General features: G+C 29.8%; 15 protein-coding genes. 8 read left to right on the top strand and 7 right to left on the bottom strand.

The window, feature by feature from the left end:
• Positions 1–298 (bottom strand): type II secretion system protein (locus HOH73_02175; GenBank protein ID MBT5827667.1); only part of this gene is annotated, 298 nt, incomplete at its 3' end.
• Positions 295–1,077 carry a type II secretion system protein gene (locus tag HOH73_02170; protein ID MBT5827666.1) on the bottom strand — a complete coding sequence of 261 codons (783 nt, stop codon included), beginning with the start codon at positions 1,075–1,077 and terminating at the stop codon, positions 295–297. The genes HOH73_02170 and HOH73_02175, both read right to left, overlap by 4 nt.
• 92 nt (positions 1,078–1,169) lie before the next feature.
• On the opposite strand from HOH73_02170, the gene HOH73_02165 reads away from it, so the two are divergent.
• Genes HOH73_02165 through HOH73_02145 form a run of 5 tightly spaced genes read left to right on the top strand, consistent with a single transcriptional unit; the run spans position 1,170 to position 6,656 of the window.
• Positions 1,170–1,964 carry a prepilin peptidase gene (locus HOH73_02165; GenBank protein ID MBT5827665.1) on the top strand — a complete coding sequence of 265 codons (795 nt, stop codon included), beginning with the start codon at positions 1,170–1,172 and terminating at the stop codon, positions 1,962–1,964.
• Positions 1,961–3,589 (top strand): hypothetical protein, encoded by a 1,629-nt coding sequence (locus tag HOH73_02160; protein ID MBT5827664.1) that lies wholly within the window; start codon positions 1,961–1,963, stop codon positions 3,587–3,589. The genes HOH73_02165 and HOH73_02160 overlap by 4 nt, the downstream gene beginning before the upstream one ends.
• A 1-nt stretch (position 3,590) precedes the next feature.
• Entirely contained in the window at positions 3,591–4,355 is a 765-nt protein-coding gene (locus tag HOH73_02155) for a hypothetical protein (protein ID MBT5827663.1), read from the top strand.
• 2 nt (positions 4,356–4,357) lie between these two features.
• Positions 4,358–5,095, top strand: coding sequence for a hypothetical protein (locus HOH73_02150; GenBank protein MBT5827662.1), 738 nt, complete (start codon positions 4,358–4,360; stop codon positions 5,093–5,095).
• On the top strand, positions 5,085–6,656 hold the full coding sequence (locus HOH73_02145) for a lysine--tRNA ligase (GenBank protein ID MBT5827661.1): 1,572 nt from the start codon (positions 5,085–5,087) through the stop codon (positions 6,654–6,656). Before HOH73_02150 ends, HOH73_02145 begins: the two co-directional genes overlap by 11 nt.
• Here HOH73_02145 and hemA read toward each other — a convergent pair.
• Together hemA and HOH73_02135 are read right to left on the bottom strand one after the other, a co-directional pair.
• Positions 6,649–7,830, bottom strand: a complete 1,182-nt coding sequence (gene hemA, locus HOH73_02140; protein ID MBT5827660.1) for a 5-aminolevulinate synthase — start codon at positions 7,828–7,830, stop codon at positions 6,649–6,651. The two genes, HOH73_02145 and hemA, sit on opposite strands and share 8 nt — an antisense overlap.
• Positions 7,830–8,816: a COX15/CtaA family protein gene (locus HOH73_02135; protein MBT5827659.1), complete on the bottom strand. Its 987-nt coding sequence runs from the start codon at positions 8,814–8,816 to the stop codon at positions 7,830–7,832. The genes hemA and HOH73_02135 overlap by 1 nt, the downstream gene beginning before the upstream one ends.
• 41 nt (positions 8,817–8,857) lie before the next feature.
• Here HOH73_02135 and HOH73_02130 point away from each other — a divergent pair, with 41 nt between their 5' ends.
• From HOH73_02130 to tsaD, 3 genes are read left to right on the top strand one after another with little or no spacing between them, the layout of a single operon-like run.
• Positions 8,858–10,180, top strand: a complete 1,323-nt coding sequence (locus HOH73_02130) for a hypothetical protein (protein ID MBT5827658.1) — start codon at positions 8,858–8,860, stop codon at positions 10,178–10,180.
• 11 nt (positions 10,181–10,191) lie between these two features.
• Positions 10,192–10,452 carry a glutaredoxin 3 gene (gene grxC / locus HOH73_02125; GenBank protein MBT5827657.1) on the top strand — a complete coding sequence of 87 codons (261 nt, stop codon included), beginning with the start codon at positions 10,192–10,194 and terminating at the stop codon, positions 10,450–10,452.
• Position 10,453: 1 nt separating this feature from the next.
• Entirely contained in the window at positions 10,454–11,482 is a 1,029-nt protein-coding gene (gene tsaD / locus HOH73_02120) for a tRNA (adenosine(37)-N6)-threonylcarbamoyltransferase complex transferase subunit TsaD (protein MBT5827656.1), read from the top strand.
• 296 nt (positions 11,483–11,778) lie between these two features.
• On the opposite strand, the gene HOH73_02115 is transcribed toward tsaD, so the two are convergent.
• The 3 genes from HOH73_02115 to HOH73_02105 form a co-directional block, all read right to left on the bottom strand.
• Positions 11,779–12,558 (bottom strand): prepilin-type N-terminal cleavage/methylation domain-containing protein, encoded by a 780-nt coding sequence (locus HOH73_02115; GenBank protein ID MBT5827655.1) that lies wholly within the window; start codon positions 12,556–12,558, stop codon positions 11,779–11,781.
• 2 nt (positions 12,559–12,560) lie between these two features.
• On the bottom strand, positions 12,561–12,953 hold the full coding sequence (locus HOH73_02110; GenBank protein MBT5827654.1) for a DUF2335 domain-containing protein: 393 nt from the start codon (positions 12,951–12,953) through the stop codon (positions 12,561–12,563).
• 239 nt (positions 12,954–13,192) lie between these two features.
• Positions 13,193–13,504 carry a hypothetical protein gene (locus HOH73_02105; protein ID MBT5827653.1) on the bottom strand — a complete coding sequence of 104 codons (312 nt, stop codon included), beginning with the start codon at positions 13,502–13,504 and terminating at the stop codon, positions 13,193–13,195.
• Positions 13,505–13,521 lie beyond the last annotated feature (17 nt).

Raw genomic sequence — 13,521 nt, 5'->3', positions numbered from 1 at the left:
TAGAGTTACATGTGTTAGCAGGCAAAGAATCAGTGCAATTAGAATTAGTAATTTGCTCTTGCGCAAAATTACTATCAGATACTGCTAGATTTTGTGTAGCTGGACATGGCAATCTTTTATTATCACTATAATAATCAACTAATGCCTTTTCTATAACTATTAGTTGTTTTTGCACCTGTACTTCTTTTTGGTTATTATTCGCCTTAAATATAGAGAGTCCCAAACTCATTATCGCAGCAGCTATTACCATTACTATGGATAGCTCTATTAATGTGAATGCATTATTTTTCAAATTCACTGTTCTGGACACATAGTTAAGATCTTGTTTTGCAAGATAACACATGAGTTATCAGTGTAAGTTTTGTTGTTTAATACATTACATAAAATACTATTTGGTATTACCCCACCTGCTAGCTCAGATAAAAACCTTGCTCCCGTTATGCTATAGACTAAATCATCATATGAAGAAGTTTTGTTATAATCTGTAACTAAGCTGTAATCTGTAGAATCTATACTGTTATTTAGCTCATTACTATCACTGCTTACCTGCCTTTTAGCCCCATATTTATTGTAAGCAGAGTAACCATTTTCACCATGACTAATAATAGCATAAAGCATTTCTGTTTTTGAATTTTCAGACCAGTCCGTTAGAATGTCAGGAACATTACTATATTTCACTACATATGAGAATCTATGCCCCCAAGCATCATATGCATAAAAATAAGGTAAACCTAAATCTCTGATTGGAATGGAACCATAAAAATAATTATTATTACTATAGCTTAAATTACAGGTTGAGCCAGTACTACTATCCAAACCAAAACTTGTGTCACTTTGATTTAGAGCTGGGTTGGCTGGGCATGGAAACTCACCATCAGAAATTGTTGCTGAAGCAGAGTTTTTTAGGTAATAAGCAATTATAGCATCATTTAATATTTTTACCCTTCTATTTGTTTCATCATATTTATACTTATAATCACTATTTTTAAAATATAGTGATCCTGTTGCCATCATTAGTGACAAGATTGCAATTACAAGTGACTGTTCTAATAGGCTGAAAGCTCTTTTATCCAACATAATTATAATATATTTTTATAACTTTTATCTATAGTATAATAAAACTATTGTAGTTAAATATTAAAATTATACTATAGATAAAAGTTATAAAAATGATAATATTTATTTTTTCTTTATTTGGCCTTTCTTTTGGCAGCTTTGTTTCGATGCTCAGCCATAGATTACCTCTAAATCATGATGTGGTATTTAAAAGATCTCATTGCCCTAAGTGCAACCATAACTTGAGCTTAATAGATCTAATACCTTTATTTTCTTGGCTGCTTAATAATGGAAAATGTAGATATTGTGACAAGCCTATTAGCGTAAGATACCCTCTAATTGAAATCACTACTTCATTTCTTTTTGCCTTTACTGTTTCTGTAATTGGCCTAAATCATTATTCTTACTTAATATTAACCTTAGTCATATTTTTAGTTACATTATCTGTTATAGATTTTGAACATTACATCATACCAGATTCGCTACAAATAATTTTATTTATATTAGCTATAATATGGTCGTACCTAGCTAATTACACAATCAGTTACATTATAATATCTGGTATAACAGGCTTTCTTTCAAGCTATGGTATAGGAGCATTATATAAACTTGTGCGCCATAAAGATGGCTTAGGTTTTGGTGATGTTAAATTTATTTTGACTATTTCAATCTTTATTGGTTATCAGAATTTAGTGTTTTTTTACTTACTTTCTGGGTTATTTGGCGCTGTTAATGGCTTAATTTGGCAATATATGTTCAAAAGCAATCTATTTCCCTTTGGGCCCAGCCTCGCTCTTTCTTTATTTTTATGCTTGATAATACCATTACTATTTGGTATCTCTTGGAGTGAAAACATAGATATTATTGAAGTACTTATATTTTCTAACTCTAATTATTTTTTAAAATGAAACATCATTTATTACTAGGTTCTATTGCCGCTCTTACTTTACTACTATTTTCTTGCAACTCGAACACCAAAAGCTCCAAAAACAAGACTTTAATTCATGACAAAGAGTTGTCTTTGAGTAAATCTGATTTCAAAAAAAGCTTAACAGATAGTGAATTTAGGTCTAGTAAAGCGGAAACAAAAAAAAATAACATTCCAGAATTACCAAAAATTTTTCAATATCCAGCAATCCCTGATTTTGCCGAAGGAAAATTAGTTTCTATCAAAGTAACTGAAGATGTCCCTCTAAAGGATGTATTAATAGAATTAGCAAGATTAGCAGAAATAGAGATAGAAATTGACCCTTCTATTTCGGGTGGTGTAATCATCATCGCAAAAGATCGACCATTAATAGATATAATCCAACAAATTTCTAGCTTGGCTGATTTAAGGTATAGTATTAGCAATGGAATTTTACGTATTCAAAGAGATTTACCTTATTTAAATAATTATGGTTTAGGGTTTTTAGACATAGAAAGAAATTTTACATCCTCTTTAACCATTAGCACCACCACAAGCTCTGATGAGCTAAGTAGTGGCGGGGAAAGCTCTTTAAGTAGTAACAGTGAATCTAGTATTTGGGATTCTATAAAAACAGATATTGAAAAAATGTTACAAATAGAATCTGAGGGAAGTGACAAATCCAGCTATGTAACTATAAATAAAAAGGCAGGTATTATCTCCATATCTGCAACTGAAGTTCAACATAAGCAAATAGAAGATTATCTTAATAAAGTGACTAGAAATATCACGGCTCAAGTATTAATAGAGGCAAAAATCGTAGAAGTATCGCTTGATGAGAAGTTTGAAACTGGTATTAATTGGACAGAATTATCAGCTGGAAATAGTGGTAATTTTAGCAATATTACTGATGCTTCAAATGTCTTTTCTTTAGGTATAACTAGGGGAAGTGGTAGTGGAAAATTAGATGGAACCATGCAATTTATTCAATCATTTGGCACCACTAGAACTTTATCATCACCGAGAATTACCGCTCTTAATAATCAACAATCAGTATTATCATTTACTGAAAATAAAGTTTATTTTGAAGTTGATGTAGATAACACCTCAACCACTACGGACTCTGGCACAACAACAGATATTACCGTAGAAAGCGAGCTTAAAACAGTACCAATTGGTATAATTTTATCATTACTTCCTTCGATAAATCTTGATAAAAACGAAGTAACCATGAATATCAGACCAACCATCTCATCATCTTCTAGCTCTGTTAATGACCCAGCAGTTGATATAGCTTCGGCCGAAGCAGATGCAAATATTACTAGTAGCATACCAGAAGTACAGTTGAAAGAAATAGATACTATGCTAAAGCTTAAAAGTGGCGAAACTATGGTAATTGGTGGTTTAATTGAACATAGTAATTCAGATAATTCTACTGGAGTTCCTTGGCTTAAGGATATACCTTTATTAGGATATTTCTTTAAATCTACTAACAAAGATACGAATTTAACTGAAACAGTAATATTTATCAAAGCTACAATTATTAATTCTGAGCCGCAAATAAATCAATCAGATCGTGACTTTTATAATATTTTCACAAGAGATCCACAAAATTTAGGTATATAAAATGAATGCTTTAATTAGGTATGTATTACTCACGGCTGTTCGTGATTGGTTATTTATTGGTTTATTTGCCATATTGATTTTTGCCTGCACTATATCATTATTTTTAGGCTCTACTGCATTATCAGAGCAAAGTTCTATGCAATTAGTTTTTCTTGCATCTAGCACTAGAATGATACTGGTAGTTGGTATGATATTATTTATATGTTTTCATATAAGAAGATCATTTGAAAATAGAGAAATAGATTTTTTAATTTCCAGACCAATTTCTAGAAGTACTTTATTATTTTCATATTTCTTTAGTTTTGTTATTCTTGCAATCACTTTGTTAACTCCTGTTATATTTTTTATTTATTTCTTCTTTAAACCAGAGTTAGCTGGTCTTACTTTGTGGAGTTTATCAATGTTTTTTGAACTAATAATAATCTCATCTTTTGCAATATTATCCTCTCTTATTTTAAAAAGTGCTGTTAGTAGTGTGCTTGGTTGTTTTTCATTTTACATAATTTCTAGAATTATGGGTTTTGCTGTTTCTACTATAATTATACCAGCTAAATTAAATAACATAAATTTTAATGTTGCCATTGAAATGTCACTCAAAGCTTTATCTTCATTATTACCTAGGTTAGATCAGTTTGCGCAAAGCAAGTGGCTTATTTACGGTAATATGGATGCAAGTATTTTTACCTTAATTACAAGTCAATCTGTTATTTATATTAGTTTAATTTTATTAATGTCTGTTATAGATTTTAATAAAAAACAATTTTAATTATGACTTTAAAATCAAAGAAAAATCTGCAATATTTTAGCTTAATATTAGTTTTATCATTGCAAATCACATTTTGGTTTAAAACCAATCATATTAAACCAGATATGACAATTGTGCCTGATGTACCTAGTTTGAACACTGTTAAATTATTATCTCTTGGTGATAATCAGTTTTATTTTCGTAACTTTGCCTTTAAAATTCAAAATGCTGGCGATAGCTGGGGCAGGTTTACTGCTTTAAAAGATTATAATTATGAGAAATTGCAAGGTTGGTTTTATCTTTTAGATGAATTGGATGCAAAATCTAATTTTGTGCCATCATTAGCGAGTTATTATTACTCACAAACTCAAAATCCACAAGACACCATTTACATTGTAGAATATTTAAGAGCACATGCTAAAAGAAACCCTCGAGAAAAATGGTGGTGGCTAGCTCAGGCTGTTTATATAGCTAATCACAAATTAAAAGATAAAGATTTGGCCTTAGCTGTTGCTTATGAATTAGCAGCCACTCCTAAAGATGTAAAAATGCCCTACTGGGCTAGACAGATGCCTGCTTTTATTCATGAGCAAAGAGGAGAAAAAACAGCAGCGAAAGAGATTATTCTAGATATTTTAAATAATTTTGCAGAGTTCACTCCAGGTGAATTAAATTTTATGGAATATTTTATTAGAGATAGGCTTAATGATAAAGAATTACGCTTAGAAATTATACATGAACTTAGGAAAAATGGAAAATAAACAAATTAAAAATAAATTTGAGAGCTCTAATGCTTGGCCTTTTGTTGAAGCTAGAGCTTTACTTAAAAAAATTAATTATAAAACACCTAATAAAGGTTTTGTATTATTTGAAACTGGCTATGGACCATCTGGTTTACCACATATAGGAACTTTTGGCGAAGTGGCAAGAACTACAATGGTACGAAACGCCTTCATTAAATTAGCACCTAATATTCCAACCAAACTTATTTGCTTTTCAGATGACATGGATGGCTTAAGAAAAGTACCTGACAACATACCAAATTCAGATATTTTGTATGATAATTTAGGTAAAGCCCTGACTAATATTCCTGACCCATATCAAGAACATAGCAGCTATGGAGCTAATATGAATAATAGACTGAAGAAGTTTCTTGATAATTTTGGTTTTGAATATGAATTTTACAGCTCAACTAAATGCTATAAAGATGGAATTTTTAATAATGCATTAAAAAATCTAGCTGATAACTACGCGGAAATAACTAATTTAGTTAAGGCTACTTTACGTGAGGAAAGAAGAGCAAGTTATAGTCCTTTTATGCCTGTTTGCCCCATAACTAATAAAATCTTAGAAACGGGTGTTAAAGCTCTTAATATAGAAGATTACACCATAGATTTTATAGATAGTAATGGTGATACACAAAATATTTCTATCTTTAATGGACATTGTAAATTGCAATGGAAAGCAGATTTTGGCATGCGCTGGCATGCACTTGATGTGGATTATGAAATGTATGGAAAAGACATAATCCCTTCTGCTGAATTAGCAAAAAAAATTAGTAAAATTTTAGGTAAAAAAGCACCTTATAATTTTCATTACGAATTATTTTTGGATGATAAAGGTCAAAAAATATCAAAATCTAAGGGTAATGGTATTTCCATAGAAAAATGGTTGCGTTACGCTCCTAAAGAAAGCTTGGCTTATTATATGTTTAATAAACCCAAAACCGCTAAAAGACTTCATTTTGATATAATTCCTAAAGCAACTGATGAATATTTAAATTTTATTAATCGTTTTCATGATTTAGATAGTGTCAAACAATTAGATAATCCTGTTTACCATGTGCATAATTCTAATGTTCCTGAAATAAATATGGGTAATATCTCATTTTCTTTATTGTTAAATTTAGCTTCAGCTTGTAACCCAGACAATAAAGATATTTTATGGGGCTTTATTTCAAAATATGATAAAACATTGAATGCAGATTTATCACCATTCTTAGATGTTTTAGTTGAATATGCAGTTAACTATTATAATGATTTTATTAAAGCACATAAATCATATAGAGAAGCAACTAAACTAGAGTATCAGGCAATTTTGCGTTTAAAAGAAGATTTAAAAAATACTGACACTAACGATGCAAAACAGTTGCAAAATATTGTTTATCAAATAGGTAATGATTTTAATTTTGAATTAAAAGATTGGTTCAAAGCTTTGTATGAGATATTGCTAGGTCAATCTACAGGACCTAGAATGGGCTCTTTTATCTCTTTATTTGGTATCAATGAAACCATAAAGTTAATAGAGGAGAAAATTAATTAATTTCCTCTTGCAAAGCTGCAACTAAATCATTCATCATATTTTCATCATGCAAAGGATTAACTGTTATTCTTAATCTTTCTGTGCCTTTATTTACCGTTGGGAAGTTGATTGGCTGAATATAAATATTATGTTTAATTAGTAAATTATCTGAAATTTTCTTACATTTTTTAGCTTCTCTAATCATGACAGAGATGACATGACTATTATTCGTCAAAAAGTCTATATTAGCTTTTGTTAATTTATCTTTTAGTTTTCTGACATTTTCATGAAACTTTATTCTTAATTGATTATTATTTTTAAGAATATTGATTGATTTAGCTGCAGCTTCGGCATTCGCAGGTTGCATTGCAGTTGTAAAAATAAAGCCTGGTGCATAAGAGCGAATTACATCAATAAGCTCGAATTTAGCACTTATATAACCTCCTATTAAACCATAGGCTTTTGCAAAAGTAGCTTGAATTATATCTATTTCATCTCTTAAATTTAATTGGGCAGTTACCCCTCCGCCATCTTCACCATAAAGCCCAACTGCATGTACTTCATCTATGTAAGTTAGCGCATTATATTTTTTAGCAAGAGCCGCTATTTCAGCAACTTTTCCAACATTACCACTCATTGAGTAAATTGATTCAAAAATAATAATTTTACTTTGCGCTAAAGGATATTTTTTTAATTTATTTTCTAAATCTGTTACATCATTATGTTTAAATATAATTTTCTCTCTTTTAGCCTGTCTTATACCTTCAATTATAGAAGCATGATTACATTCATCTGAAAAGATCACTAAATCTTCTAAAACTCCTGCTAAAGCTGATATAGCTGATTGATTAGCTACATAGCCAGAGGAAAAAACCAAGGCTGCCTCTTTATGGTGTAATTCTGCAATTTCAGATTCTAGTTTTACTAAAGGGTGGCTATTTCCAGAGATATTTCTGGTTCCTCCGGCCCCTACTCCATATTTTTCAATACCCATAATCATGGCTTTCTGGAGCTCTTTATTTTGCCCCATAGCAAGATAGTCATTGCTACACCACATAAGAATTCTTTTTTGAGTTTTGTGGCTATATGCATAAGGAAAGCTACCTGAGTCTCTTGCCACCTCAATAAATTCTCTGTATCTATGTTGTTCTTTTAAGGCAGAAATTGCTGATTTAAATTTTTTGTAATAATCCATTATTTTTTTATTCTAGTTAAAAATATAGATGAAGTAGTAAATAATAGCAAAGCAAATAACTGATGTAACACAGCTAAATGTATGTTAATTATAGTGATTAAAGCAGAAATACCCAATAAAAATTGCAATGCTAAAAGAACTATCAGAGCTTGTCCTAAAACAACTTTTAAGATTCCCTTATAAATTAATATAGCTGCGATGACTAGCAACAATATTGCTGTTACTCGATGAATAAATTGTATTGTTGCTATATTTGTTAAAAAGAACTCTGTTATGGATACAAAGAATATCTCTTTTGGATATATATTATTTCCCATCAGTGGAAACTCATTATAAATATATCCTGCATGCAGGCCTGCTACAAAAGCACCATAGATTATTTGGAAAATTAACAATATATAAAAGGTTAAAAATAGCTTTTTAAAACTTTCTGACTGCTTAATTTTTGTTATATTAAAGAACTTTATTGCAATTAAAGCATATAATATAAAGGCCGTTAATAAATGTAACGCCAATCTGTAATGACTAACTAAGGTAAGCTCACTTAAACCACTAGATACCATGAACCAACCAATAGCACCTTGCAACATCACCAAAATAGTAAATAATAAACTATTATATTTATCTTGTTTATTTGCAAATTTACTAAAGTAGAAATAAATAGCTGGTATAATTATCACTAAACCAATTAAACGTCCAAGTAACCGGTGAATATATTCAAGCCAGAAAATTTTTTTAAAACCAGCTAAATCCATAAAGAAATTTACTTCTATATATTGAGGTATTTGTTTATAAAGCTTAAACATTTCTTGCCAGGCAGTGTCCGATAAAGGTGGTAATACACCTGATATTAAGCTCCATTCAGTAATTGATAAGCCAGAACCAGTCAGTCTGGTATAACCTCCTATTATAACCATGCAGGTTATTAGAAATAAACTTGTACCAAGCCAAAAATTATATAGTTTTTTGTAATTTTCTCTATTCATCTTTTTTTTCTTTGTTATTCTAAAAAAACACTAATAATCATATGACTAAAACTACTTTTAAACAAGACTTAAAACATATAAAAGATAAATGGCTCTTGCTTAGTATTTCTGCTCTGTTAGCTGCAGGTTTATTAACTTTTATAATTGTATTTTCTCGCACTCCCTTTATTAAAGATTTTTTTATTTTTAAGGATTTATTTAATAAAGCTCTAGTCATACATGTTGATTTATCTCAATTATTCTGGTTTTTAGCTTTGGGTTTATGCTTAAGCTTTAACTATTTAGAAAAACTAGACTTTATAAGGAAATTCACCTTTAAAATAGCATTAGCCTCTCTATTTGGTTTGATTTTATCACCTTTTCTACCTAGTGAAGCAATTTTGAATAATTATATTCCAGTTATCAATAACTTACTATTCTTTCTCAGTTTAAGCTTATATTTATCAATCATCATAATTACCTCAATAACCTCATCTTTTTTGAATCGAAAATATTTTTTACGTAATACTTCAATAGAAAAAAATTATATTCTATCATTTAATATTGTAATTATTATCGCTTTTATTAATTTCTTTCCTGCTTTAGAATTTATCAAGCAACATGAAATACAAGCTGAGTTTTATGAAATACTCTTTTGGGGTTTTGGACATATTTTACAATATGCATATGTAATTTTAATGGTGCTCGGCTGGCATTTAAGTTTAAGACAAGCAAAACTTAAAATATCTATTCTAGACCATTCACTAAAAATAAATTTACTCCTTTATAGTTTAATTGCGTTATATTCTCTTGTTATTTTTACTTTATCAACCCCTTCTATAGCAGAATTTAAAGACTTCTACACCGCGCATATGATTTATGGTAGTAGCTTTTTACCTTTAATATTTTTATTTTTTGCTTCTTCTGTTTTGTGCCAAAAGAAATTTTATTCTAATAGTAAGGAAAATAGGGTTTTATTAAATTGCTTTATTGGTTCATCTTTATTATTTGTATATGGTGGATTACTTGGTAGTAAAATCACTATATCAAACACCTTAATTCCTGCCCATTATCATGGCTCTACAGTTGCGGTTACGATATCATTAATAGCTATTACTTACATATTATTGCCTAAGTTCGGGGGCAAAAAAATTGACTCTAAATTAGCTATTTGGCAACCTATTATTTACGCTACAGGACAAATCATACATATTACAGGACTTGCAATATCAGGTGGTTATGGTGCATTGAGGAAATCGCCAGACTCAATTCAAGGCTTCAGTGCTAATTTTTGGATGGGAATTATGGGTTTTGGTGGTTTAATAACTATGCTAGCTGGCTTGATGTTTTTAATAATATGCTATAAATCTATACGCAGAACTTAAAAAATTAAATTATGCCTAACATATTAATGTATAAAACTCCTATTTGCCCTTATTGTAATAAGGCAAAAGCACTATTTGCACAAAAAAATGTTGCAGATAAAATTACTGAAATAGATATTTCTAAAGACCCTTCATTAAAACTAGAAATGCTTGATAAATCAGGAGGCCGTATGACCGTGCCACAAATCTTTATCAACAACACACATATTGGTGGCTTTGATGACCTTTATGCTTTAGATAAAGCTGGCAAATTAGATGATTTGCTAAGCTAAAATGATTGTACTTGGTATTGAATCTAGCTGCGATGACACAGCTGTTGCAATTATAGATGATCACAAAATTTTAGCTCATATTTTATCTTCACAAATAGAGATACATAGACCATATGGTGGTGTAGTCCCTGAGCTCGCCGCTAGAAGTCATGTTGAAATAATAGATCAACTTATTAAAACAGCTCTAGCTACTGCAAAATTAAGCTTACAACAAATTGAATTAATAGCAGCAACTGGTGGACCAGGTTTAATTGGTGGTGTAATTACTTCTGTTATGGTAGCTAAAGGAATTTCTTTAGCAAATAACATACCTTTAATTTTTGTGAATCACTTAGAGGGACATGCTTTAATGGCTAAGTTTGAAAAGCCAGAATTAAGTTACCCTTTTCTTATTTTTTTAGCATCAGGTGGTCATTGTCAAATTCTTGCCTGTAATGGTCCTGGTAAATATGAAAAATATGGTAAAACTTTAGATGACGCAATTGGTGAGGCTTTTGATAAAACTGCAAAATTATTAGGCTTACCATATCCCGGTGGACCTTATATAGAAAAGCTTGCTAAAGAAGGTAATCATTTAGCTTATAAATTACCTGTTAGTATGGTAAAGCAAGATAATTGTAACTTCTCATTATCCGGTCTAAAGACTGCGGTACGCTATTTAATAGCAGAATTAGGAGAGTTGTCTTTAAAACAAAAAGAAGATATAGCTGCTAGTTTTCAATATGCGGTTAGCAAACAAATTGAAAGTAGAGTTGTATATGCAATAAAAAAATATCAAGCTAAATATAACAACATTAACACCAATATCGTATTTTCAGGTGGAGTTGCTGCTAATGAATATATTAGATGCAACTTAGAACTAATTTGCCAAAAATTTAAAAGCACATTATATTGCCCTTCCACTAAATTTTGCACTGACAATGCTGTAATGATAGCTTTTGCTGGTCTTGAAAATTATAAAATAGGTAACATATCAAATCTTGGCTTTAAACCAAAAGCTAGATGGCCTTTATATGGAGATTTAGCTTAGAGTTTATCTATTATTTTATAAGTAAAATTGCGTTTATAAATCACATCGTACAATTTAAACATATCTTTTAACATATAATAAGTGCAACCACTAAAAAAAACCAGCCATAGTTATGCTAAATAACATATCTGGCTTGACTTAAAACTAATCTGACAAAAATTTTGAAGTATATTTACTTCAAGGTCCTATGCTTATAATTAATGTCATAACCTTTAATGGCCTTAAAATCATAGGATATATAATATCCAAATTTTAGCTTTAAAGCAAAAGATAAATATATTTGAATAAAATTTGGTTTAGAATTTATTTACTATTTGATTAGTAAAATCAAATTTATAAATTAAATTACATAATTTTGTTGTACCTTTTGACAAATCGTAAGCAGTACCACTAAAACAAGTTGCAGTGGCTGCATTAGTTTGGATTAAACCAGATTCAGGTAAGCCATCATCATATTTAGTTTCTAAAGCCATCAACTCCTCTACAGTAAAAACCCCCTTTAAATTTGAAAGTGAGCAATGATCTCCACTTGAAATCATCAAAGAAATATCATTAGCTGCTAATTTATATATAAATAATGCTGAATTTCTAATACCAAGAGCAGGAATATTAACCGCACTATTAAATACCGCCTCACCTGTACAATCTGATAAATTATTATTAGCAGTTACATTAGCTAGATTTAGATCATTATTATTGTCGAAAGCTATTAACTTGGCTTTAAACAAATGATAAAATGCTAAAATTGATTCATAGCTATCGGTTGTTTGTGTGGCCTCTGTTAAATCAATGACACCATCTGCGTCTCCATTACATCCTTTTGCTGTACTGCTTATAACTTCATCTAAACAGTTATCATCAGCAAATAATTTATAACCATTATTTGTATCGCCAGCTGTTACATTATAGAATTGATAGAATGCTTTCAAGGAATTTTCATATTCTTGAGTTACAGCTAAAACTCTCTTTATTTCGTAATTTTTTACAATTTCTGAAGATTTAAAGCCAATGGTTAATAAGACCGAAATAATAATTATCACTATTGATAATTCCATAAGTGAAAAGGCTTTTTTCATATCTATCTTCTTTTATATCTTTTAAATTTGTTCTTTGTTCTGGCTGTAATTAGTGTAATTAAAAAATAAAAACTTAAGGCAGATACAAATAGATAAATAGCATTATATTTATCAGCTGAGCTATTAATTAAAAATAAAGTTGCAGCAAGTGATGCAAGCAAAAAGATAAAACCAAAAATTTGACCTAATCTATAACTAATTATAGAAGCTGTTAAAGCCCTATTTTCAAACTTATGCCTATGATCTTGTTCTATATCTACCATGTCAATAATTTTTTCAGCAGAACCTGGAGCTAAATCTTCGTATTTTTCAAGAATATTGCTGGGTGGTAAAATAGAAGTTTTATTTGCCCGATTATTTCTTGGACGATTTGAGAAATCTTTTTTTTTGTACATTTTATATTTTTTTATTCTTAAAAATTGCTTTAAAAATGTCCCTGGCTATAAATTTCCAATCTTGCTGAAGACTACTACTCGCATTATTGTGGTAACCAAGGGATTTATTTAACTTATAAAAGCTCATAGCTTCTGCGAAACCTTTAATAAAATTTATTGATATTATTTTTATAAATATAATCATAATCTTATTATAATGGACTTAACTCAAATCTCAATTTCTAAAATATAATTTTATGTCACCTTCCCCTTGATTGGTCTCCTTTTTCTTTATTTGATATATTATCTTGCCAATTTTTACTATTTTTATCTTTAAGGTTATCAGAATCTGATAAGCCTTCTGCCCACTTACCATGTGCATCATTCATGCCTAAATCATTAATGGCATGTGCTAATTGCTTTATATGTTCACTTTTATGAATATTTTTTTCATCCATATTTTTAGTATTTTGTGCTTTTATCTCATCAACAACTGAAACTTGATCTTGAAGATTTTTACTTACATTACTTATTTCATTTCTTAAATTTGGATTATTTATAAAAGCTTTCATAAGTGCATTGCCCAACT

The sequence above is a fragment of the Alphaproteobacteria bacterium genome (assembly GCA_018667735.1).
GTDB lineage: Bacteria > Pseudomonadota > Alphaproteobacteria > Rickettsiales > JABIRX01 > JABIRX01.
Note: the sequence above shows the minus strand (reverse complement) of the source record. Positions and strands in the feature narration are given on the sequence as shown.